The following is a 22,343-nucleotide window of genomic DNA, read 5'->3' as shown; positions in this document are numbered from 1 at the left end:
GAAGAAAACCGTGTACGTCACCTCGACTACGGTGTGCAGATCAACAAGCTGATGTACGAACGCCTGATCAAAAATGGCAGCATCACCCTGTTCTCGCCATCCGATGTACCAGGCCTGTATGACGCCTTCTTCGAAGATCAGGAAAAATTTGAAGAGCTGTACGTGAAATACGAACAGCAGGACGGTATCCGCAAGAAAACTCTGAAAGCGGTGGACCTGTTCTCCATGATGATGCAGGAACGCGCCAGTACCGGCCGTATCTACATTCAGAACGTGGACCACTGTAATACCCACAGCCCGTTCAACCCGCACAAAGCGCCGGTGCGCCAGTCCAACCTGTGTCTGGAAATCGCCCTGCCGACCAAACCGCTGCACGACGTCAACGATGACGAAGGTGAAATCGCGCTGTGTACACTGGCTGCGTTCAACCTCGGCAAAATCGATCAGCTGGACGACTTCGAAGAGCTGGCCGATCTGATTGTGCGTGCTCTCGACAGCCTGCTGACCTACCAGGACTACCCGGTTCCGGCGGCAGAAAAAGCCAGCCTGAAGCGTCGTACTCTGGGTGTGGGTGTGATCAACTACGCCTACTATCTGGCCAAAAATGGCGTGAAGTATTCCGATGGTTCAGCCAATGGCCTGACTCACCGTACCTTCGAAGCCATGCAGTATTTCCTGCTGAAAGCGTCTAACGAGCTGGCCAAAGAACAGGGCGCCTGTGAAGCCTTCTCCGACACCACCTACTCAGAAGGTGTGATGCCGGTTGATACTTACAAACATGAAGTTGATAAATTCTGTGATGAACCGCTGCACCTCGATTGGGATGCGCTGCGTAAGAGTATTGTTGAGCATGGTCTGCGTAACTCCACGCTGTCTGCTCTGATGCCATCGGAAACCTCATCGCAGATTTCCAACGCCACCAACGGTATCGAACCACCACGCGGTTACATCAGTGTTAAGCAGAGTAAAGACGGCATTCTCAAACAGGTCGTACCGGACTACGAGACACTGAAGTCCAATTACGAGCTGCTGTGGCAGATTCCGAACAACAACGGTTACCTGCAGCTGGTTGGTATTATGCAGAAGTTCGTTGATCAGGCGATCTCCGCTAACACCAACTACGACCCTACCCGTTTCGGCGGCAAGGTACCGATGCAGCAACTGCTGAAAGATCTGCTCACCGCCTACAAAAACGGTGTGAAGACTCTGTACTATCACAACACCCGCGATGGCATGGAAGATCCGCAGAAAGATATACAGAAAGAAGACGACGACTGTGCCGGCGGCGCGTGTAAAATTTAAGCGTAAACCCTGCAGCGCCTTCGGCGGGCGCTGCGCTGAGATAGAACCTGTATGGCATACACCACATTTAATCGTAACGAATTTGATACTTTTGCTCAGCCGATGTTTTTCGGTGAGAACGTTAACGTTGCCCGTTACGATATTCAGAAACACAAGATTTTTGAAAGCCTGATCGAGAAGCAGCTGTCTTTCTTCTGGCGTCCGGAAGAGGTCGACCTGACCAATGACCGCAAGGATTACATCGATCTGCCGGAACATGAAAAGCATATTTTCATCAGCAACCTGAAGTATCAGACCCTGCTGGATTCCGTTCAGGGCCGTTCTCCGAACATCGCCCTGCTGCCTGTGGTATCGCTGCCGGAACTGGAAACCTGGATTGAAACCTGGTCATTCAGTGAGACCATCCACAGCCGTTCTTACACCCATATCGTACGTAACATCGTGCCTAACCCGGCCGAAATTTTCGACGATATCACCAAGAACGAATACATCGTACGCCGCGCGATTTCCGTGACTAAGTATTACGATGACTTTATCGAGCTGAGTAACTACTACCAGCAGCTGGGCGAAGGTACACACACCGTTAATGGCAAAACCATTGATGTGAACATGCATGAACTGAAACGTCGCCTGTATCTGACCATGGTATCGGTGAACGTTCTCGAAGCCATCCGCTTCTACGTCAGCTTCGCCTGCTCGTTCGCTTTCGCCGAACGCGCCAAGATGGAAGGTAACGCCAAGATCATCAAACTGATCGCCCGTGATGAAGCGCTGCACCTGACCGGTACTCAGCACATGCTGCAGATTATGGCGCGCGGTAAAGACGATCCGGAATTTGCCCAGATTGCCGAAGAGTGCCGCGACGACGTGGTAAATATCTTCAGCGAAGCAGCACAACAGGAAAAGGACTGGGCAGAATATCTGTTCAAAGACGGCTCCATGATTGGTCTGAACAAAGACATTCTGTGTCAGTACGTGGAATACATTGCCAACCAGCGCATCATGGCACTGGGGTTTGAGCAGATCTTCCCGACCATCAAAAACAATCCGCTGCCATGGATCAACGCCTGGCTGAACAGTGATAACGTGCAGGTTGCACCTCAGGAAGCTGAAATCAGTTCCTACCTTGTCGGCGCCATCGACAGTGAAGTGAACACTGATGACCTGGGTGATTTCGACCTCTGATGTCTGCTGCTTTGAAACACCGCAAAGATCATCCTGCTGAACAGACTGATGACTTCGAACTGACCGGAGATGCCGGCAACCAGCCATTTGAGCTGGAGCCGGTTATCCCGGACAGTGGCGAGCCTGCCCCCGTTCAGACCGAATTCTTTTTGCCCGAACACAATCCGGAACAACCGGATGCCACGCCGCAGATTGAATTTGAAGGGATGCCCCGCCCGGCTTACGCCGTTGCTCTGGAAGATGGCCGCCAGGCCACTTTCCGCAATGCGCACACCCTGCTGGAATCACTGGAAGCACAGAATATCGAAGTGCATTACCAGTGCCGCGAAGGCTATTGTGGCAGCTGCCGTACCCAGTTACTGGAAGGCAGTGTGCATTATCACGAAGAGCCTATGGCATGGCTGGATGACGACGAAATCCTGCCCTGCTGCTGCATTCCCAAAAGCGATCTCAAGATCAAACTCTGATCCCTCGCCTGACACTGCCCACGGTTGCTGGTTTGCATCATCAGCCAGCGCAGTTAATGCCTTATATCAATTTCAAAACCTTGCGGTTACCCTAAGATTGTTCCATTAATTACAATAACTGAGTTAGGGAGACCTGAGATATGGCCTTTATCTGCATCACACCCAATGTAGCCATGGTACGGATGAACGCGCGCGATCACCTGGAAGAATTACCCGGCGATTTCTACATCAATCTGGACATGCTGGTCGAAGCACGGATGAAAGAAGTGCGTGAAGATCACGACGGTGATTTCTGCGCCGATGTCCTGCTGGTACTGAAAAACAAAACCCACGAATTTGTTTTCCGCAACAGCCCGGCCGGTAACAAGGCCAAAGAAACCCTGAGCAAATACCTCACCGAACGCAGCATCAACTGCTGAGTTACCAGTGCCGCCCACCAGCTTGATTTATCGGGCTGGTGCGGTACCTTATTCCTCTTTGTCCCCCTGTGTCTGTTATTCCGGGATTACCTGCCCGGTGAAGAGGATTTTCCATGAGCCTTAATTTTCCTGCCATTGATAAAGCTGCACCTGCGTTCAGCGCGCTGAATCAGAAATCTGAAACCGTTACCCTGAAAAGCCTGAAGGGTAAAAAAGTGGTGCTCTATTTCTATCCGAAAGCCATGACCCCGGGCTGTACCACCCAGGCCTGTGGTATCCGCGACAGCCGCGACGAATTTGAAAAACTCAACACAGTGGTCCTCGGCATCAGCCCGGATGCGCCGGAGCGCCTGCAGAAGTTTATCGACAAACAGGAACTCAATTTTGACCTGCTGTCGGATGAAGACCACAGCATCGCCGAAGCCTATGGCGTGTGGGCACTGAAGAAATTTATGGGTAAGGAGTACGTCGGTATTCACCGCGTGACCTTTATCATTGATGAGAAAGGCGTACTGCGCCACATCATGGCTAAGGTAAAAACCAAAACCCATCACGACGATGTACTGGAAATTATTAAAGATATGTAATTCTGCTGCCAGCAAAGATAATGAAGGGGCGTGCATCATTTGCAGGCCCTTAACTTCTGCCTCATCTGGCCGATACAGACAGCATGAAAATCCTGTGCTGTTTACTCTTATTTTTTATTCCTCTGCTCAGTCACGCCGGTAACCTCAGCTGTGACGGCAGCCTGCGCTGGCTTTCCCTGTCCGGCGTCGATGCGCTGCGCGACAGCGGCGATCAGACACCGGCCTTTGGCTGTGGCTGGCAAAGTCGTATAACCCCGCAGAAACGCCGACTGTTGCCCGCATTGCCGTCATTTTATTACCGCCGCGCCCTGCCAACGGACATGTCACGCAGCGAAGGATTTATCCGCTACGAATTCTGGCAGGTCTCGCTGCCACTGCTGCGCATCAGTGATATGTATCTGAGCTTTGACGCCTCATCGGACTATCGCCAACAGATGCACACGCTCGACAGCGCACTGCAATGGCAAAATACCAGTCTGAGCACAGACACAGAGCTGCTGGTCGACAGCCGCGAGCATAATTATCGCCTGACACTGGATCTGCAGAGCAGTGATACACCTGTGTCTTACCTCTGGCTGAACTATCGCCAACAACAACAGCCGCTCAGCGTGTCGCGGAAAACAGCCATAAATCAGAGCGCAGCGAACCCGACCGAAACGGAGCTGCTGATCGAAGCCGAAATAACCAGTCAGGCCCTGGGAATCGCCTTTGAGCCGAACGGCTACGGCATAAGGCCACACATCAGTCTGCTCCTGGGTCAGGGAGAAGCCAGGGAAGATGGTCAGGCGGGCGATATTGCGGATGCTGTAGCCGGCGAACTGAAAGACAGCTCCGATCAGCTCAGCTTTCTGCTGCTGGAAACCCAGGCCGGCCTGAGGGGCCGCTATCGCCTCGGCCAACATCTGATTCTGCAGGCCAGTGGTGGGATCAACTGGCGCTACTTCCTCTATCCGGACGAAGACAGCGAAAAAACCATACGTAAAGCGTCATACAGCGCTGTGGATTACAGCATCAGCTCAGGGCTGAGCTGGCGCTTCTGATGTCTGTATACGCTACAGGTAACGTGCTCTGGTGCTCTGGCAATCAGGCTTTCTGATCGCGCTCAGCCTGTTGCCGGAACTCCATCGGAGTGACGCCCTCCCAGCGGCGAAAAGCGCGGGTAAAGGCGCTGCTCTCAGAAAACCCAAGCTCAGCGCTGATGCGGGTCAGCGACATATCGGTTGAAATCAACAGTGACCGTGCGCGGCGCTGGCGTTCCTCGGCCAATAGCTGCTGAAAGCTGGTAGCAGCATCCTGCAACTTACGCTGCAGCGTACGGCTGCCCATGTTCAGCTGCTTTGCTGCATCATCACGATCGACATTGAGATCTTCACAGTTGAGTAAAAAATGCCGCACCAGACCGGCAGTATCTGACTGCTGAATCGCCGCCAGCTGCTGCTCCAGCATGGCTTCATGCATGGCTGCCAGTTTTTCATCCCCCAGCGCCAGAGGCTCCTGCAACACCTGAGGTTCAAACACCAGTGCATTACGCCGTGCACCAAACTGCAGTGGTGCGGCAAAAATACGTTCATATTCGGAAATGTCGGCGGGAGCCTGATGGCAGAACTCGACCCGCAGTAATGGCACGGGTTTACACGCTAACCAGCTGGCGAAATTCCTTAACAAAACCAGCACAGCATCGACCTGATGACGGCTGAAATCGGCCTCCTGAGGTTCATAGCAAATACTGGCTTCGTGTGCTTCGTCACTCAGAAAATAGCGGCCACCGTCACTCAGTACACGGGTGTAACGGATGGATTTTTCAAACGCTGCGCCCAGCGACTGGCTGTGCATAAGAATCATGGCAAACAGCTGAAAATGCGTCGGTTTAACCTGCTCACCCATTAACAGACCGAAATCCCGTCCCTCACATTCGGTTTCTGCCAGACGCCAGATTTTCAGCGTAGCGTCGAGGCTGACCCGGGCATAGGGTGTGCTCAGGATGTCATCCGTCAGGCCCGCTGTCGCCAGCAGCTCTTCATGACGTGCGCCCTGCTGCTCAGCAGCCTGCAACAGCGCTTTAATCCATAACACAGAAACGGTTTTTTCAGTCATATGAATCAGGTAAAGCTCAGGTTAATACGTTGGCCATTTACGAAAACAAACGTGAGTGTACCCTATCTTGAGAACGGACCATAAGACGCCTGTCGGTGCACAGCTGCGTTACGGAAATACGCCGGTATTTTCATTCAAAGGATGGATTGTCATCCTTCATAAACTGCCAGGCAGGAGTTAGTCTGTGGATGCCTGAGCGCAAAATGACAAAGATGAACGGCACTCCTGCACCTTTGCCGCACATCCATTACGGTGTAAAAGACTTATCGACAATTCAGTAAAGGAAGAAAAATTATGACAATCGCCTACTGGTGTGTACTGGCGGCGGCCCTGCTGCCCTATGTATTTACTCTGGTCGCAAAGTCGGCCGGGCGCTATAACAACTACGCACCGCGGGAATTTCTGGAAAAACAGCAGGGAATCCACAAACGTGCTCACTGGGTTCAGCTGAACAGCTTCGAAGCCTTTCCGGCGTTTGCCGCCGCTGTGATTATTGCTCACCTGAGCGGCGCAGATCAGGGAAGAATTGATACGCTCGCCATGGCATTTATTGCTATCCGGATTGTTTACGGAATTACCTATCTGGCCAATATGGCGATGTTACGTTCTGCGGTATGGATGGCAGGAATATTAACCGTGGTGGCGATATTTACCGCCGGCGCTTAAGGTAACAGCGGGCATATCTGATATGCCGCAATCTGATATGCCGAAAGAGCAGCGCGCTGATCCGCGCGGCATAACATTGAAACGTCAGGAAAAAACCAGCTGACCACGGTATTTATAGCAGTATGCGGTATTACAGTAGATCAGAATTTCCCGCCCTTTATCCTGCGTTTCAATAATATACAGGTCAGTAAACTCCGGGGTAACTTCCAGAAAAGTCGCATTACGGATCAGGTTAGCGACCAGCCTGTCGCCGCCCCCTGACATCCTGTCAGCAGACGCCACATAAGCAGAGCCCTGGGTGATGGACGTCACCACCAGCATTGCCAGGCCAAACACGAAGCTTTTGTGAAATAAAGACATATCTACCTCCCGAGGTCACTCTCTTTTAGAGTATAGGAGCAGCCCTCCGGCCCGGGAGGATTGTTTTGTTATAAAAGGTTTACGGAAAATACCGTTACCATGTGAACAGCGATGCCATCGCGCACAAACTGCGCTCCGGCATCAGGCCATAAAATGAGGGATACAAACTTTCAGGAATCAGTGTGCCGGCTGGCGGCGCAGGGATACCAGTAATTCGGCTTCGCCGCGGGCCATGCCGCAGTTATCGACCAGGTCACTGGCACTGGCACCCAGCCCAACCAGACGCGACGCCTGTTGGTACGTCGCTTCATCGGTCGTCGGCAATACCACCTTACGCTCTGCGCTCTGCATACGACCGTCCATCTGACGGATCTTCCGTCCCATGCCGATGGTGCTTTTACTCATCGCCTGATAGGACTGCTGTAGATGATTTACAGCGTCATCCAGACGTCTGGATTCTTTATTCTGTTGGCGTTTGAGGCTGAACATCATCAGCCCCACCACAAACATTAACGCCATATTGCCGATCAACAACCAATGCATAAGAGACAGAGAGATCATAATCAGAGACCCTGAAGTTCTGTCCACTCCTCATCCGTCATCAGCTTTTCCAGGTCTACCAGAATCAGCAGCTCATCATTTTTATGACAAACACCCTGAATAAACTTGGCGCTTTCTTCGTTACCGACGTTAGGAGTGGTTTCAATTTCTGACTGCCGCAGATAAACCACTTCAGCCACCGCATCCACGAGGATACCCACAACCTGATTTTCCGCCTCGATAATCACGATACGGGTCTGATCTGTGGTGTCAGCGGTTGGCAATCCAAAACGCAGCCGGGTATCAATCACAGTCACTACGTTACCACGCAGGTTAATGATACCCAGTACATACGGGGGCGCACCGGGAACCGGGGCAATTTCACTGTAACGCAGTACTTCCTGAACCTGCATTACGTTGATTCCGTAAGACTCGTTTTCCAGACGAAAGGTGACCCACTGAAGGACCGGATCTTCCGCCGCTTTATTTCCGGCAATCGCTGACATATTACATCCTCGCAAAGAAAGGCCGCAGCCTGACCGTGTCGTGCTTAACGCCGGCCGGCTTCCGTTGTTGCTGAAATCCGGCCTGTGTGTCAAAAAACATGACGAACCTTTCTTTAATATAGATCAGAGCACAAAGTGTACCAGTTAAATTTGAGCTAAATTTTCACGCGCCCGGCGAATAACGGACATATTAACGGCGGACATTCTCTTCCAGCAGCGACATCAGCCCCGGAACATCAATCAGGGCACACATTTCAGAAATGACAGTTCCCGCCAGCCATGGGCGTTTGCTGGCATCCCCGCGCCATTTGATGGAGTCGTAAACCAGTGTGACGGTATCGCAGATTTCCTGACAGGCGAGAGCCCAGGGAGAGCGATCCAGTTGAATAAAGAAGCTGTAGCCTTCATCGGCAAGGCTGACCTGACGCTCAGGCATAATCAGCCGGGCACTGTCGATGACCGTCATCTTGCTGTCTTCGCCCTGCCAGACACCTAACGACCACGCCGCCTGCCCGAACAGCGGCGTGACTTTATCAGAAACATTATGAACGCCACCGAGTAATGGCAGCGGTATCGCCAGTTTCAGACCAGCGACTTTAAAAATTAAGCATTCGATACCCTGAACAGAGCGCCAGTTTAATGGCGCCGGTTGAGTACTGATGTCAGGAGACTGATCATCTGTCTGTTCTTTGACATCCGTCAGAGGTTCGTTAACGACAACCTCTTCAACGGTTACCTCTTCCTGTTCAGGAGGCGCAGCTTCTTCCTGAAAGGCTGTGACCTCTTCCACTGCCGTTTCAACCAGCGTCTCCGTAACAGTCTCCGTAACAGTCTCAGTTACTGTCTCAGGTACTGTTTCGGGTACTTCGGGGACAGTCAGCGTCTGTGGCAGGGTTGTCAGCGGCAGCGGCTGCTCGGCATACGTCACCGGACGGGCGGACTCAGGTGTAACCTCCGCTTTAGGTTTAAGCTCAGCAACGGTTTGCGCGGATGAACGCGCAGGCGCTTCCGGCGCAGCCGTTGCCATGACCAACAGATCATTCAGATAATCCTGCAGGACAATATCGACCTGATTATCATCACCGGCCTGCGGCTTACGTTCACTCATTTCAACACCGCCTCCCCAAGCAGAGGATCAGCAGATGCAAGAATATAGCTGCGTAATTTACATGGTGGTAAAACACTGACGTGGTGCAGCAGATGAAACAGCTGTGTACGTTGCTCTGCAGCCGTTCCCTGCCCGGCTGCGGCAAGACTGATTGGCGCAAAACCCGGCAGTAAGGTTGAGGAATTCAGAGCGTCTTCAAGATGGCCACGGCGCACGGCATCACTGAGCAGGTTGTCCCAGTTGACTGACTGACCACGGACTTCTCCCTGATCGGACAACAGATGACTCAGGTAGTCGGTTACCGGATCAGCTTCCGCGAGCTGTGCTGGACGCTTATCAGGCACGCTGACGCTCCGCGACATCCAGAGAAGCCAGCAGATGACGATAGGCACGCACACCACGACCATCTGCGTCCATCTGATGCGGAAAGATACCCTCATGGCTGGCATCACGCAGACGGGTATCCACAGGAATGGCTTCATCCCACAGGGATTCAGGATACTGACGGCGCATTTCTTTCAGGGTCGTCAGTGAGGCGGTTGTACGGCGGTCGAACAGCGTCGGCACAATGGTGTATGGCAGCTGACGATTCTGCGAGCGCATCACCATCTTCAGCGTGTGCACCATGCGTTCCAGCCCTTTCAATGCCAGATGTTCGGTTTGTGTGGGAATAACCAGTTGCTGACAGGCCGCCAGCGCATTGACCAACAATACGCCAAGAATCGGTGGCGTATCCAGCAAGGCGTAATCGTACTCATCCCAGAGTTTTGCCAGCGAACGCGCCAGAACCAGGCCCATGCCGTCCTGACCACTCACCTGACGCTCAAGTGTTGCCAGCGATGTCGTCGCCGGCAGCAGAGAAACATTATCCATTGAGGTGGATTTAAGCACCGAGCGGACAAATTCCCGGTCTTTATAACGTTGTTCAAAAAACAGATGATAAAGACTGCGTTCGAGGCTGTCCGGGTCCTGCCTGAAATAACTGGTGAGTGAACCGTGAGGATCCAGATCTACCAGCAGCACCCGCTTGCCCTGCGCGGCAAGCAGCCCGCCAAGGGCGACCACACTGGTGGTTTTTCCGACCCCACCTTTTTGATTTGCAATTGACCAGATCCGCACGCGCGCCACCTTGTTAATATGTTACAGCCAACTTTCCGGCACTGACTTTGCCCAAATACCTGTAAATCTCTAAGGCAAAATTCGTGTCAGGTTTTAAAAAGGCCAATAAAAAATGATCGACTTTTAAGGTTATCGTCCATTTTTCAGATTAATTAAGATGGGAAACGCAAAAGAATGAAAAAATCAGATACCAGCTCTGTGTTTGCCGGCAAAAAGACAGGGAATTGGCGGCAATAATATGCCGCCGGCTATCCGACGAATCCAGCGTCAGTTAACTTCTTCAACCAGACGCGGCGCAACGTCCTTCAGAGATAATACTTCATCACTGAGGCCTTCTTTAATCACCGCCAGTGGCATACCGAAGATCACGCAGCTTTCTTCGTCCTGAGCCCATATTCCGGCCCCTGTATCTTTGAGCAATCTGGCACCTTCTTTTCCATCAGATCCCATACCCGTAAGAACAATACCCAGGGTCTTTCCCGGATAATGTTTTGCCGCTGAAGCAAACGCAATATCAACACTTGGGCGGTAATTAACCCGATCATCACTTTCGCGGATATGGATCGTACCGCCATTGCGCCGGTCCACCATCAGCTGCATACCGCCCGGGGCAACATACACGTGTCCCTTTTCAAGATGATCACCATCCGCCGCTTCTTTTACCACCAGCGGACTGAGTGAATTCAATCGCTCAGCAAATGCTTTAGTAAAAGAACCCGGCATATGCTGAATAATAACAATCGGTGTTTTAAATGATCCGGGAATACCCTTAAACAACGTCTGCAGCGCAGCCGGGCCACCGGTTGACGTACCGATCATAACCAGCTCTGTGCCTTTTAAACGCCCTTTAACAACCGGTTTACTTTTCTGGACAACCGTCTGCTTCTGTTGATTTCTGGCAACCGCTGCGATTTTATCGGTCAGCGCCCGTTTAATCTGTATTGCGTCTTTGGCAATCTGATCGAAATTTTTTGGCAGAAAATCCAGCGCACCAGCATCTATCGCATCCAGCGTAACGCGGGCACCCTCAAACGTCAGCGAGGAAAACATCAATACCGGAACCGGACGACGCTGCATGATATTACGCACTGCAGTAATGCCATCCATGACCGGCATTTCATAATCCATCGTAATCACATCAGGCTTAAGCGATTCGTTCATATCAATCGCTTCCATTCCGTTGGAAGCCACACCAACCACTTCCATACGGGTATCGGCATTAATAATGTCGCTTACCCGACGGCGAAAGAATCCTGAGTCATCTACAACCAGTACACGGATAGTCATTCATTCTGCTCGCTTAAAAAGTGTTGGCCGGAAACAGTCGGCCAACACCTGTATCAGTCCTGTGAAACGCTGTCACTTATCAGGCCGCATGCGATTGTTTGGCTGCATAGCGGCCAAGCATACTCGGGATATCCAGAATCAGCGCAATACGCCCGTCACCGGTAATGGTTGCACCCGCCATACCGGCAGTGCCGTGCAACATTTTCCCCAGCGGCTTGATCACAACTTCTTCCTGTCCAACCAGCTGATCAACGACAAAGCCAACCCGTTTGGTACCGACGGAAACCACTACAACATGAGCAGTTTCGTCTGCCTGGGCGTTCTGTTCGCCCGCTACCAGCCAGCGCTTCATATGAAACAGCGGGATTGGTTTTTCCCGTACCACCACCACTTCCTGACCATCAACGATGTTGGTCTTGGTCAGATCCAGGTGGAAAATTTCATTCACGCTTACCAGAGGGAAAGCAAATGCCTGGTCTTTCAGCATCACCATCAGCGTCGGCATAATCGCCAGCGTCAGTGGTACTTTAATGCTGATGTTCGTGCCGACGCTGAGTTTCGAATCGATACTCACCGTACCGTTCAGCTGGGTGATTTTCGTTTTTACAACGTCCATCCCCACGCCACGGCCAGACACATCGGAAATCTGTTCTTTGGTGGAAAAGCCCGGTGCAAAAATCAGGTTAAAACATTCGGTATCGGTCAGACGATCTGCGGCATCCTGATCCATCAGCCCTTTTTCAACGGCTTTTGCGCGTAATTTATCCGGGTCCATACCGGCGCCATCATCCTGAATTTTCAGCAGGATATGATCGCCTTCCTGTTCTGCTGACAAAATCACGGTACCAACCCGTGGCTTGCCTTTTTTCTCCCTGTCATCAGGCATTTCCACACCGTGGTCAACCGAGTTTCGCACTAAGTGAACCAGCGGATCGGCCAGAGCCTCAACCAGGTTTTTATCCAGGTCGGTTTCTTCACCGCGCAGCTCAAGGTTAATTTCTTTCTTCAGCTGACGGGCAAGGTCACGTACCACCCGCGGGAAGCGGCCGAATACTTTCTTAATCGGCTGCATCCGGGTTTTCATCACCGACGACTGCAGATCACCGGTAACAACATCCAGGTTGGCAACTGCTTTCGCCATGGATTCGTCAGTGCTCTGTAAACCCAGTCGCACCAGACGGTTACGCACCAGTACTAATTCACCCACCATGTTCATGATGTCATCGAGTCGTTTGGTATCGACACGCACGGTGGCTTCAGCCTGATGCGTTTCTTTTTCTGCCGCAGCCTTGGCTGCTGCCGGTGCCGCTGGCTTTTCAGCAGCTGCAGGTCGGGCAGCAGGTTTTGCCGCTGCCGCCGCTGGTTTAGCCGCCGCTGCGGGTTTCGCTGGTTCGGCTTTCGGAGTATCCGTCGTGGCCGTTGCCGCAGGCTTTTCTGTGGCTTTCGGCGCTTCGGCGGCTGGCGCCTTCACGTCTGCTGTTTCTGGCTCTGCAGCACTGGCTGAATGCTTGCCCTTACCGTGTAACCGGTCGAGCAATTCTTCAAATTCTGAATCAGTAATCAGATCATCGCCGGAAGCCGCACCGGCGACCGCTGCTTCGGTGTCAGCGGCGGCAGGTTTTTCCGGTTCTGACGGCTTACTGTCAGCAGCAGCGTGCTTGCCTTTGCCATGAATCTGGTCCAGCAGGGCCTCGAATTCATCTTCGGTTATTTCATCATCCGATGCAGCAGTGCTGTCACCGCCCATATCAAACAGATCGTCGTCATCCATTGCCGCGGGCGGCGCAGCTGCCGGCGCTTCCGCAGCCGGAGGCGCTGCAGGCTGACCGTCATCCAGTGCATCCAGCAGTTGCTCGAACTCATCATCGGTGATGTCGCTGTTGTCTGCTGCAGAAGATCCGGCAGGAACATCGAACAGATCATCGGAGGCGCTATCCTCTGCCAAGGGCTCTTCTGCAACCGCTTCTTCTTCAGCCGGCTCTTCAGCGGCCACTTCAGCTGCCACCGCTTCATCTTCTGATTCCGGCAGGGCAAGCTGATGCAGGCGCTCGATTAACTCAGGGTCTGCATCATCAGGTGACGCGCCTGAGCGTACGCTTTCAAACATTTCGTTAACACTGTCTAACGCCTGTAACACCACGTCCATCAGATCGGACGTTACCCGGCGGTTACCGTTGCGCAGTGTATCGAACACGTTCTCTGCCGCGTGGCAGCAGTTCACCAGCGGATTCAGTTGCAGGAAGCCTGCGCCACCTTTTACCGTATGGAATCCACGGAAAATGGCGTTCAGCAGATCGTTATCATCGGGACGCTGTTCAAGATCGACCAGTTGTTCAGAGAGCAGCTCAAGGATTTCTCCGGCCTCGACCAGAAAGTCCTGCAGAATCTCTTCATCAGCATCGAAACTCATCCGTTAGCTCCTTTAAAAACCAAGACTGGACAGTAAGTCATCAACATCATCCTGGCTGGCAACTACGTCATTACTGGATTTATCAATCTGCGGTCCTTCCGCAGCTATGTTTGCGCCATCATCTGGCTTCTCAGGCTCAACCTCAGGGTAAGCATGAGTAATTCCTGTGAGCGAATCGACCTTGCCGGCCATGGCCACCAACTGCACCAGGCGACCTTCAACGTCGCGTACCAGAGCCGCTACCTTATGAATGACCTGACCGGTAAGATCCTGAAAATCCTGGGCCAGAACAATATCGGATAACTGCCCTTTCAAAGTCTCTGACTGCTCTGCACTGTCAGCCAGAAACAGGTTGATATCTTTGCTGAGGGCACGGAATTCATCCGGCTTCAGCTCTTTATTCAGGAACCGTTGCCATTGCGATGACAAGTGCAACGCCCGATCATGAATATCGCTGGCCAGCGGCATGCCAGCGTCAGCGAGATCCATGGTGCGGTTGGCCGACTTATCAGTCATTTCCAGCACGTATTCCAGTTTATCGGTCGTACTGTCGATTTCTGAAGCTGCACCGACGGTGTCGACGTTCAGATTTTTTATCGACTCGTGCAAAGCACGGGTCAGATGACCAATTTCTTGATACAGCGTACGGTCCCGGACCTGATTCAGGTCGTTAACAAGGGCGACGGCTTTACCGTATTCCCCGCGCTCGACTTCCCTGAGCATGCTTTGGGCAAGATCACGGATTTCTGCGCCTACGCTGACGATATCGGACTCACGGTCTTTGTTGATTCCGGCCATCAGGTCGCCTTCCTGTTATCCTTCGACGCGTTCAAAGATCTTGTCGATCTTTTCTTTCAGCACTGCCGCGGTAAAAGGTTTCACCACGTAGCCGTTCACGCCGGCCTGAGCTGCAGCAACAATCTGATCACGCTTGGCTTCGGCCGTAACCATCAGCACCGGCAGGGTTTTAAGCCTGTCGTCCGCACGAACTTTTTTGAGCAGATCAAGCCCGGTCATACCCGGCATGTTCCAGTCTGTTACCAGGAAGTCGAAATCCCCATTCTGTAACATTGGCAATGCTGTCAGACCGTCATCGGCCTCCTGGGTATTAGTGAAGCCCAGGTCACGCAGCAGGTTCTTTACGATTCGTCTCATGGTTGAAAAGTCATCAACAACGAGAATTTTCATGTTTTTGTCCAAAACGACCTCCAGTAATCGACTCTGTATATTCCAAGCCGTTCCTAAGATTTATTGTAGACGCAGTTATCGCTTTATCCAGAAACTGGTAATGAAGGATGATGTTTTGTGCAGCAGGCCTCATACGGGCCTGTTTATAAAATAATCAACCGGGCCGGATCAGGAGATCCAGCCACCAAGGCGGGCACGCAGACGGTGGGCCGCCTGACTGTGAAGTTGACTGACGCGGGACTCACTGACGCCCAGTACAGCGCCAATTTCTTTGAGGTTGAGCTCTTCGTCATAGTAGAGCGCCAGCACCAGCTGTTCGCGTTCTGGCAGCGTTTTAATGGCTTCTGCCAGTTGTGTCTGGAATGAGTCGCGCTCAATGCCATCAAGCGGATCTGGCGAATCGTCTTCAAAGATATCGAAGCCGGAATCACTTTTTTCCAGTACCTCTTCAAAACTGAACAGGCGACAGCCGGCGCTGTCTTTCAGAATACTGTGATACTCGTCCTGGGAAATGCCGAGAAACCCGGCGACTTCCGCATCTTCGGCATCACGGCCTTTTTCACTTTCAATCTGTTTGATGGCATCACTGATACGGCGGAAATTACGATGCACGGATCGCGGAGCCCAGTCGCCACGACGGATTTCATCCAGCATGGCACCGCGGATACGGATACCGGCATAGGTTTCAAAACTGGCGCCTTTACCGCCATCGTACTTACGTGACGCTTCCAGCAGACCAATCATACCGGCCTGTATCAGATCATCCAGCTGCACACTATCAGGCAACCGCCCCAGCATATGGTGAGCAATGCGCTTCACCAGTGTGGCGTGTTGGCGGACAAGCTGATCAAAATCCTGGTTCTGTACGTCTGAATACACTAATGAACTTCCTGCAAGCATTGGTGACCCGGTTTATTGGTTACCCAGACTCATGCACCGACTTCCTGCACCAGACGGTCCACGAAAAATTCCAGATGTCCGCGCGGCGAAGAAGGCAGCGGCCAGGCATCCACTTTTTTAGCCAGCGCACGGAAAGCAGTCGACGCTTTCGCCCGCGGATAGGCTTCAATTACCGCTTTCTGACGCTGCACAGCGCGCTTAACGGCATCGTCCTGCGGAATCGCGCCAACATACTGCAGCGCCACTTCCAGAAAACGGTCCGTTACTTTTGTCAGTTTAGCAAACAGAGCTGTTCCTTCCTGCGGTGTACGCACCATATTTGCCACGATGCGGAAACGGAACATGCCATAGTCGCGGTTCAGCAATTTAATCTGGGCATAAGCGTCAGTGATAGAGGTAGGCTCGTCGGTGACCACCATAATCACTTCCTGGGATGCACGCACAAAGCTGAGTACCGTATCGGAAATACCGGCAGCGGTATCCACAATCAATACATCAATGTCATCACCAAGATCACTGAACGCCTGAATCAGCCCGGCGTGCTCCATGGAATTCAGCTGGGATAATTTCTGCGTGCCGGATGATGCCGGAACAATACGGATACCGCCTGGTCCTTTCACCATCACTTCGCGCAGATCGCATTCACCCCTGAGCACATTTTCAATGGTTTTATTGGCACTGATACCCAACAGGATATCGATATTGGCCAGCCCGAGGTCGGCATCAAGCACCACAACACGACGTCCCATTTCAGCCAGCGCAATCGCCAGATTTACGGAAACGTTACTTTTACCAACCCCGCCTTTGCCACCGGTAACTGCAATTACCTGAACAGGACGCCTAGCCATAAATTCTCATGCTCCATGTTGAATGCCGGATTGCTGATTGGCGAGACTCATCGCTTCAGCGGCCTGCCAGCGGGTTCTCGCCATGCGCGCCATCTGTTCGGCAAGTTTCACCAGTTTATCTGCATCCGGATAATGCACATCGTCAGGAATGTGCGGACCATCGGTTACCAGCGCTACCGGTAAATGTGTTAACGCTGAAATACTGAGCGCCGGCCCAAGGCTGAAACACTCATCCAGTTTTGTGTAAACACAACCGGTTAAACCAATGGCTTTATAATGTTCGAAATTTTCCTGCAGGCAGCGCCCCTGACTGGTCAGTGGCAGCACCAATAATTTTTTCAGGCGCGGTCCTGCTTCTTTAAGCATAGACAATTGCACAGTGAAATGTGGGTCCTGACTGGCAAGACCCGCGGTATCCACCAGAACCAACTTTTTATCCTGCAGTTTGGCCAGTATTTTATTTACCGACTGGCCCGGCGGTACTATGTGCAGATCGACACCCAGCAGGCGTGAAAACGTTTTCAGCTGATCATGCGCAGCAACGCGATAGCTGTCGAGGGTGACAAACGCCACCGACTCTTTGCCATGGCGAATAACAAACTGTGCCGCAAGCTTGCCAATGGTTGTGGTTTTGCCGGCGCCGGTCGGCCCGACCAGCGCGTAAATTCCGCCACGGTCGAGCATGCCGGAAGGCGCTACCGGAATATCTGTGGCAATCAGTTTCAGTGCCTTTTCCCAGGCATCGTCCAATGCCAGATTGCTGTCGAGACGACTGGTAATCCGGTCAGCCCAGGCCGGTTCAAGACCAACATCCTGACAGCGCTGCCATAGCTGTGACTGCTGCCAGGTTAATGGCCGGCTGCTGTCCCAGGCACTGCCCTGATGACTGACCAGCCAGTCTTTTAATTCTTTTAATTCGCCGCTCATCTGTGCCAGTGCATTGCTGTACCAGCTTTCGTCGCGATCGGTTTCACGACGTTTGGCTGGCTCAGAACGTTGTGCAACAGGCTCCTGCGGCTGCTTGCGGACCGGGGTATCCTGGTAGCTGTCATTTTTCAGGCCGCTGAGCACAGCTTCCAGTCCTTCACGACTGCTGACGTCTGAACGACTGGCGAATTCTTTACGCTGATGACGCTGCTGCGGCTCTTCGCGCGAGGCACGCTTAGCTTCCTCAAGCTCCGCCTGCAAACGCAGCTGACGTTCAATTTCCGGACTGTTGGCATCCCGCTCAGACTGATAATCCAGAGCGGCAACTACTTCGATACCGTCATCAACTTTTTTACTGGAAAGGATGACCGCGTCGGCTCCCAGCTCCTGAGAAACCAGGCGCAGAGCAAGTTGCATATTGGGCGCGCTGAAGCGTTTAACTTTCATATCGATTTCTCACTGAGCTTACTTGCCGCCGATACTGGCGACGATCGTAATACTTTTGTTATCCGGTATTTCCTGGTACGCCAGCACGTGTAACTGATCCATGCTGTTACGTACAAACTGTGCCATGGCCGGACGCAGCTGAGTGGTTACCAGTAATACCGCCGGACGTCCTGCCGCTTCCTGCGCCTGCACTGCTTCGCCCAATGAACGATGCAATGTGTCGGCCATGGCAGGCTCCAGTACCAGACCGCTCTGGAGACCCTGCTGCGATGTCTGTTGTAAGGACTTAAGCAACAACTGTTCCAGCGACGGATCCAGGGTCATAACAACCAGCTGATCCTCGTTACCAAAGATGTTCTGTACAATCATGCGGCTCAGGGAGAGACGTGCCACAGTGGTCATGGCGGCAATATCTTGACTCTGGCCGGTAAAATTCGCCAAAGACTCGGCAATTGAACGCATATCGCGGATCGGCACATGCTCACGCAGCAGGTTTTGCAGGACACCCAGTAACTGACTGATATTGATGGTATTTGGCACCAGCTCTTCGGCCAGTTTGGGCGACGCCTTGGCCAGCATATCCACCAGTTTCTGCACGTCTTCGTGGCCCAGTAACTCATGGGCATGACGCTGCAGTTTCTGATTTAAATGCGTCGCCACAACCGTACTGGCATCCACCACGGTATAGCCCAGTGTCTGCGCGCGATCTTTTTTATCTGCGTCAATCCAGAAAGCATCTAAACCAAAGGCCGGATCGCGGGTTGGCTGACCATCTATTTTGCCGAACACCTGACCAGGATTAATGGCCATTTCCCGTTCCGGAAAAATTTCAGCTTCCGCCAGCGTTACCCCCATCAGGGTGATACGGTATTGGTTAGGCAATAAATCCAGATTGTCACGGATGTGGACCGACGGCATCAGGAAACCCAGCTCCTGCGATAATTTTCTGCGCACGCCTTTAATACGGTTAAGCAACTGCCCCCCCTGATTTTTATCAACCAGAGGAATCAGACGGTAGCCGACTTCAAGGCCGACCCGGTCAACCGGCTCAACGTCGTCCCAGCCAAGCTCTTTTACTTCCATTTGTTTGATAGCGGCTTCGGCTTTTTCTTTTGGAGCAGCCAGTGCATTACCGCCAGCGGGTGATGGCAGAGCGTCAGCTGTTTTAGTCGCAACGCCAATTTTACGCGCGATACTGTCGCCGAGTTTGCCGCCTTCTTTTTTCCAGCTGATATAGTAAGCAATCACACCGGCGACCAGAGCAGCACCGATAAATACCGTGTGTGGCATACCAGGCACAGAACCCATTAATGCCATCAGACCAGCGGAAACAGCCAGTGCACGGGATGATGAAAACATCTGACCAACCACCTGCTGGCCCATGTCTTCATCGTTGCCATTGCGGGTAACCATGATGGCCGTTGCAGTAGACAGTAACAGCGATGGAATCTGCGCCACCAGACCGTCACCGATGGCCAGCAGAGTGTATGCGGATACCGCATCACTGAAGCTCAGCCCGTGCTGAGCCATACCAATGCCAAAACCACCAACAACGTTAATAATCAGAATCAGAATGCCGGCAACCGCATCGCCTTTTACGAATTTACTGGCACCGTCCATGGCACCGTAGAAATCAGCTTCCGCAGCAATATCGGCACGGCGGGTTTTGGCCTGATCAGCGTCAATTAATCCGGCATTCAGGTCAGCATCAATCGCCATCTGTTTACCTGGCATCGCATCCAGGGTGAAACGTGCAGATACTTCCGAAACACGCCCGGCACCTTTGGTGACCACCACAAAGTTGATGATCATCAGAATCATAAAGACCACCAGACCGACCGCATAGTTACCGCCGATCAGCACTTCACCAAACGCTTCAATCACCCGCCCTGCTGCATCACCGCCCTCGTGACCATACATAAGTACCACGCGGGTCGAAGCAACGTTAAGGGCCAGACGAAGCAATGTGGCAACCAGCAGAATGGTCGGAAATATGGCAAAATCCAGCGGCCGTTTAGCATAAACACTGACCAGCAGAACAACGATGGACAGCGCGATATTAAAGGTAAAGAAAGTATCCAGCAGAAATGGCGGCAGCGGCAAGGTCATCATACCCAGCAGCACCAACAGCATCACGGGAATACTCAGGTTACCCTGCGCCAACATTCCGGCTCCGCTGCGCAGAGAGCCAAGAATCTGATCTTTTGTGGCTGTCGCCATAGGTTACTTCCGCCAGAAATCCATCAATTACCCTGACTTTGCAAAAACCTTTCCGGTTTACAGTCCGGTAACAAAAAAGATCGGCGGGCAGAAAAAAGGCCGGAATTTCCGGCCAGATAAGATTTAAATAAACAAGCAGAGACTCAAACCTGCGGGTCCGGATCGACGCGCAGATCCTGAGGTATCGGCATGTCCGGTTTACGTTCGGGTTTAGGACCGCGGCCCTTAACATACATATCCATCTGATACATATAAGCCAGTACCTGAGCCACAGCAACGTAAAGCCCTTCAGGAATTTCTTCGCCGACTTTACAGTGGGTATATAGTGCCCGCGCCAGCGGCGGTGCCTGCATCTGCGGCACGTTATGTTCTTTGGCAATTTCACGGATTTTCAATGCGGCCTGGTCTGCACCTTTGGCAACCATTAATGGCGCGCGCATATCACCGGCCTCATAACGCAGAGCCACGGAATAGTGAGTCGGGTTGGTAATAACCACGTCAGCAGTCGGTACATCGGCCATCATACGGCGCTGAGCGACTTCACGCTGGAGCTGACGGATCCGGCCTTTAACTTCCGGCCGCCCCTCACTTTCTTTGTATTCGTCTTTGATTTCCTGCAGTGTCATACGCAGCTTTTTGGTATGACTGTAAATCTGCCAGGGTACATCCGCAATGGCGATCAGCGCAGTGGACAGACACAGAAAAATCACACTCCAGATAATAATATGGACCGAGCCTTCCACGGCGGGCTCAACATCTTTGCGCAGTAATGACATGGCATCTTCAAAATAAAAACCAAGAACCATCCACGCCATAAATCCAACGACCAACACCTTAGCCCAGGATTTAATCAGCTCCACCAGGGAATTTGCAGAAAACATCCGCTTAAGACCAGACAACGGGTTCAGACGGTTCAGCTTGGGTACCAGAGATTTGGAAGAAAACATCCAGCCCCCTAACCCCATGGGGCCGAACAGCGCGGCTAATAAAACAATAACCAGCCAGGGCGCCAGCGCCAGTGCCGCTTCGTACGCTGAGGCGCTGAGATGATTGGCCATAACACTGGTGTCAAAAGCAGCGCTGCGCTCCAGCGAAAATGCAAACAGCGCAACATGGTTCATGCGTTCCGCCATCCAGGGGCCAAAAAACAGCAGGCCGACAGCCCCCAGAACCAGCACCATGGTGGTGTTGAGTTCTTTCGATCTGGCGATCTGCCCCTCTTCCTTGGCTTTTTCAAGTTTTCGGGGCGTGGGTTCTTCGGTTTTCTCCTGGCCGGTTTCTTCTGCCATCAGGAAAGCTCCGTCAATTTTTTGATAAATTCGAACAGGGTTTCCATATAGCCTTGAAAACTCTGTGCCATATCATTCATGGTCAGCCACAGAATAAACAAACCGACAATCATGGTAACCGGAAAGCCAAGGGCGAAAATATTCAGCTGAGGCGCGGCACGGGTCATCACACCGAAGGCCAGGTTAACGATCAGCAGTGCCGTCATAGCTGGCAGAGAGATAACCACTGCCGCTGCAAACATCCAGCCACTCCAGCTGACAATCAGTCCGAATGCCTCAGCATCCATCCCGGTAAAGCCAACAGGCAGAGTACGGAAACTGTCCGCCAGAATTTCAATCAGCACCAGGTGACCGTTAAGGGAAAGAAAAATAAGACTGATCAGAAACAACAGCCATTGGCTGATAACAACCACAGACGCCCCCTGAGATGGATCAACCGTGGTCGCAATACCCAAACCGGTTTGCATTGCTATA

Annotated in this window: 24 protein-coding genes; 7 read left to right on the top strand and 17 right to left on the bottom strand. The window is 52.4% G+C overall.

Annotated features, from left to right (window positions below; all coding sequences use genetic code 11):
- From nrdA to B2Z72_RS06235, 6 genes are all read left to right on the top strand, one after another.
- Window positions 1-1,302, top strand: a 1,302-nt coding sequence (gene nrdA, locus B2Z72_RS06260; RefSeq protein WP_297004383.1) for a class 1a ribonucleoside-diphosphate reductase subunit alpha, incomplete at its 5' end; no start/stop codon positions are given.
- A 51-nt stretch (window positions 1,303-1,353) separates the two neighbouring features.
- Entirely contained in the window at window positions 1,354-2,487 is a 1,134-nt protein-coding gene (nrdB, locus tag B2Z72_RS06255; RefSeq protein WP_296985963.1) for a class Ia ribonucleoside-diphosphate reductase subunit beta, read from the top strand.
- An 11-nt stretch (window positions 2,488-2,498) separates the two neighbouring features.
- A complete protein-coding gene (gene yfaE / locus B2Z72_RS19255) occupies window positions 2,499-2,954 on the top strand; it encodes a class I ribonucleotide reductase maintenance protein YfaE (RefSeq protein ID WP_349681240.1) in 456 nt (151 codons plus the stop codon).
- A 140-nt stretch (window positions 2,955-3,094) separates the two neighbouring features.
- The gene (locus B2Z72_RS06245) at window positions 3,095-3,373 is read left to right on the top strand and encodes a hypothetical protein (RefSeq protein WP_296985964.1); all 279 of its coding nucleotides are present in this window, start codon (window positions 3,095-3,097) and stop codon (window positions 3,371-3,373) included.
- Window positions 3,374-3,486: 113 nt separating this feature from the next.
- Complete coding sequence (bcp, locus tag B2Z72_RS06240; RefSeq protein WP_296985966.1) at window positions 3,487-3,960, top strand: thioredoxin-dependent thiol peroxidase; 474 nt, start codon at window positions 3,487-3,489, stop codon at window positions 3,958-3,960.
- An 83-nt stretch (window positions 3,961-4,043) separates the two neighbouring features.
- A complete protein-coding gene (locus B2Z72_RS06235) occupies window positions 4,044-5,000 on the top strand; it encodes a hypothetical protein (protein WP_296985968.1) in 957 nt (318 codons plus the stop codon).
- A 43-nt stretch (window positions 5,001-5,043) separates the two neighbouring features.
- On the opposite strand, the gene B2Z72_RS06230 is transcribed toward B2Z72_RS06235, so the two are convergent.
- Complete coding sequence (locus tag B2Z72_RS06230) at window positions 5,044-6,054, bottom strand: AraC family transcriptional regulator (protein WP_296985969.1); 1,011 nt, start codon at window positions 6,052-6,054, stop codon at window positions 5,044-5,046.
- Between the two features lie 294 nt (window positions 6,055-6,348).
- Between B2Z72_RS06230 and B2Z72_RS06225 the strand changes: the two genes are divergently transcribed.
- Complete coding sequence (locus tag B2Z72_RS06225; protein ID WP_296985970.1) at window positions 6,349-6,720, top strand: MAPEG family protein; 372 nt, start codon at window positions 6,349-6,351, stop codon at window positions 6,718-6,720.
- Between the two features lie 84 nt (window positions 6,721-6,804).
- Here the strand turns inward: B2Z72_RS06225 and B2Z72_RS06220 are convergent, their stop codons facing one another.
- The 16 genes from B2Z72_RS06220 to B2Z72_RS06145 all read right to left on the bottom strand — a co-directional run.
- Window positions 6,805-7,080, bottom strand: coding sequence for a hypothetical protein (locus B2Z72_RS06220; RefSeq protein WP_296985972.1), 276 nt, complete (start codon window positions 7,078-7,080; stop codon window positions 6,805-6,807).
- 177 nt (window positions 7,081-7,257) lie between these two features.
- A complete protein-coding gene (locus B2Z72_RS06215; RefSeq protein WP_296985974.1) occupies window positions 7,258-7,641 on the bottom strand; it encodes a DUF2802 domain-containing protein in 384 nt (127 codons plus the stop codon).
- A gap of 2 nt (window positions 7,642-7,643) precedes the next feature.
- Entirely contained in the window at window positions 7,644-8,126 is a 483-nt protein-coding gene (locus tag B2Z72_RS06210; protein WP_296985976.1) for a chemotaxis protein CheW, read from the bottom strand.
- 190 nt (window positions 8,127-8,316) lie between these two features.
- A complete protein-coding gene (locus B2Z72_RS06205; protein ID WP_296985977.1) occupies window positions 8,317-9,234 on the bottom strand; it encodes a chemotaxis protein CheW in 918 nt (305 codons plus the stop codon).
- Complete coding sequence (locus B2Z72_RS06200) at window positions 9,231-9,578, bottom strand: hypothetical protein (protein ID WP_296985979.1); 348 nt, start codon at window positions 9,576-9,578, stop codon at window positions 9,231-9,233. The genes B2Z72_RS06205 and B2Z72_RS06200 overlap by 4 nt, the downstream gene beginning before the upstream one ends.
- Complete coding sequence (locus tag B2Z72_RS06195; RefSeq protein ID WP_296985981.1) at window positions 9,571-10,353, bottom strand: ParA family protein; 783 nt, start codon at window positions 10,351-10,353, stop codon at window positions 9,571-9,573. Before B2Z72_RS06195 ends, B2Z72_RS06200 begins: the two co-directional genes overlap by 8 nt.
- A gap of 267 nt (window positions 10,354-10,620) precedes the next feature.
- Complete coding sequence (locus tag B2Z72_RS06190) at window positions 10,621-11,640, bottom strand: protein-glutamate methylesterase/protein-glutamine glutaminase (RefSeq protein WP_296985983.1); 1,020 nt, start codon at window positions 11,638-11,640, stop codon at window positions 10,621-10,623.
- 79 nt (window positions 11,641-11,719) lie between these two features.
- Window positions 11,720-14,050 carry a chemotaxis protein CheA gene (locus B2Z72_RS06185; protein ID WP_297004381.1) on the bottom strand — a complete coding sequence of 777 codons (2,331 nt, stop codon included), beginning with the start codon at window positions 14,048-14,050 and terminating at the stop codon, window positions 11,720-11,722.
- A gap of 12 nt (window positions 14,051-14,062) precedes the next feature.
- On the bottom strand, window positions 14,063-14,848 hold the full coding sequence (locus tag B2Z72_RS06180) for a protein phosphatase CheZ (protein WP_296985986.1): 786 nt from the start codon (window positions 14,846-14,848) through the stop codon (window positions 14,063-14,065).
- 15 nt (window positions 14,849-14,863) lie between these two features.
- A complete protein-coding gene (gene cheY, locus B2Z72_RS06175) occupies window positions 14,864-15,250 on the bottom strand; it encodes a chemotaxis response regulator CheY (RefSeq protein WP_297004379.1) in 387 nt (128 codons plus the stop codon).
- Window positions 15,251-15,406: 156 nt separating this feature from the next.
- Window positions 15,407-16,138, bottom strand: coding sequence for an RNA polymerase sigma factor FliA (locus B2Z72_RS06170; protein WP_296984275.1), 732 nt, complete (start codon window positions 16,136-16,138; stop codon window positions 15,407-15,409).
- Between the two features lie 29 nt (window positions 16,139-16,167).
- A complete protein-coding gene (locus tag B2Z72_RS06165; RefSeq protein ID WP_296984277.1) occupies window positions 16,168-16,986 on the bottom strand; it encodes a MinD/ParA family protein in 819 nt (272 codons plus the stop codon).
- A 6-nt stretch (window positions 16,987-16,992) separates the two neighbouring features.
- A complete protein-coding gene (flhF, locus tag B2Z72_RS06160) occupies window positions 16,993-18,360 on the bottom strand; it encodes a flagellar biosynthesis protein FlhF (RefSeq protein WP_296984279.1) in 1,368 nt (455 codons plus the stop codon).
- An 18-nt stretch (window positions 18,361-18,378) separates the two neighbouring features.
- The gene (flhA, locus tag B2Z72_RS06155) at window positions 18,379-20,580 is read right to left on the bottom strand and encodes a flagellar biosynthesis protein FlhA (protein WP_296984280.1); all 2,202 of its coding nucleotides are present in this window, start codon (window positions 20,578-20,580) and stop codon (window positions 18,379-18,381) included.
- Between the two features lie 143 nt (window positions 20,581-20,723).
- Window positions 20,724-21,869, bottom strand: a complete 1,146-nt coding sequence (gene flhB / locus B2Z72_RS06150; protein ID WP_296984281.1) for a flagellar biosynthesis protein FlhB — start codon at window positions 21,867-21,869, stop codon at window positions 20,724-20,726.
- Window positions 21,869-22,343: flagellar biosynthetic protein FliR (locus B2Z72_RS06145; protein WP_297004376.1), on the bottom strand; the 475-nt coding region annotated here is incomplete at its 5' end. The genes B2Z72_RS06145 and flhB, both read right to left, overlap by 1 nt.

It is taken from the genome of Thalassolituus sp. UBA6592, from assembly GCF_002433655.1.
Lineage (GTDB): Bacteria > Pseudomonadota > Gammaproteobacteria > Pseudomonadales > Oceanobacteraceae > Venatoribacter.
The sequence above is the reverse complement of the archived record's forward strand: the minus strand, read 5'-3'. Positions and strand labels throughout refer to the sequence as shown.

Excerpts from the sequence above, each read along its gene's own strand:
- B2Z72_RS06205 (WP_296985977.1), bottom strand. The coding sequence starts at position 9,234 with ATGAGTGAACGTAAGCCGCAGGCCGGTGATGATAATCAGGTCGATATT.
- B2Z72_RS06165 (WP_296984277.1), bottom strand. The coding sequence starts at position 16,986 with ATGGCTAGGCGTCCTGTTCAGGTAATTGCAGTTACCGGTGGCAAAGGC.
- B2Z72_RS06170 (WP_296984275.1), bottom strand. The coding sequence starts at position 16,138 with ATGCTTGCAGGAAGTTCATTAGTGTATTCAGACGTACAGAACCAGGAT.
- bcp (WP_296985966.1), top strand. The coding sequence starts at position 3,487 with ATGAGCCTTAATTTTCCTGCCATTGATAAAGCTGCACCTGCGTTCAGC.
- B2Z72_RS06235 (WP_296985968.1), top strand. The coding sequence starts at position 4,044 with ATGAAAATCCTGTGCTGTTTACTCTTATTTTTTATTCCTCTGCTCAGT.
- B2Z72_RS06225 (WP_296985970.1), top strand. The coding sequence starts at position 6,349 with ATGACAATCGCCTACTGGTGTGTACTGGCGGCGGCCCTGCTGCCCTAT.
- B2Z72_RS06245 (WP_296985964.1), top strand. The coding sequence starts at position 3,095 with ATGGCCTTTATCTGCATCACACCCAATGTAGCCATGGTACGGATGAAC.
- flhB (WP_296984281.1), bottom strand. The coding sequence starts at position 21,869 with ATGGCAGAAGAAACCGGCCAGGAGAAAACCGAAGAACCCACGCCCCGA.
- nrdB (WP_296985963.1), top strand. The coding sequence starts at position 1,354 with ATGGCATACACCACATTTAATCGTAACGAATTTGATACTTTTGCTCAG.
- B2Z72_RS06190 (WP_296985983.1), bottom strand. The coding sequence starts at position 11,640 with ATGACTATCCGTGTACTGGTTGTAGATGACTCAGGATTCTTTCGCCGT.
- flhF (WP_296984279.1), bottom strand. The coding sequence starts at position 18,360 with ATGAAAGTTAAACGCTTCAGCGCGCCCAATATGCAACTTGCTCTGCGC.
- B2Z72_RS06220 (WP_296985972.1), bottom strand. The coding sequence starts at position 7,080 with ATGTCTTTATTTCACAAAAGCTTCGTGTTTGGCCTGGCAATGCTGGTG.
- flhA (WP_296984280.1), bottom strand. The coding sequence starts at position 20,580 with ATGGCGACAGCCACAAAAGATCAGATTCTTGGCTCTCTGCGCAGCGGA.
- B2Z72_RS06215 (WP_296985974.1), bottom strand. The coding sequence starts at position 7,641 with ATGATCTCTCTGTCTCTTATGCATTGGTTGTTGATCGGCAATATGGCG.
- B2Z72_RS06185 (WP_297004381.1), bottom strand. The coding sequence starts at position 14,050 with ATGAGTTTCGATGCTGATGAAGAGATTCTGCAGGACTTTCTGGTCGAG.
- B2Z72_RS06180 (WP_296985986.1), bottom strand. The coding sequence starts at position 14,848 with ATGGCCGGAATCAACAAAGACCGTGAGTCCGATATCGTCAGCGTAGGC.
- B2Z72_RS06230 (WP_296985969.1), bottom strand. The coding sequence starts at position 6,054 with ATGACTGAAAAAACCGTTTCTGTGTTATGGATTAAAGCGCTGTTGCAG.
- B2Z72_RS06210 (WP_296985976.1), bottom strand. The coding sequence starts at position 8,126 with ATGTCAGCGATTGCCGGAAATAAAGCGGCGGAAGATCCGGTCCTTCAG.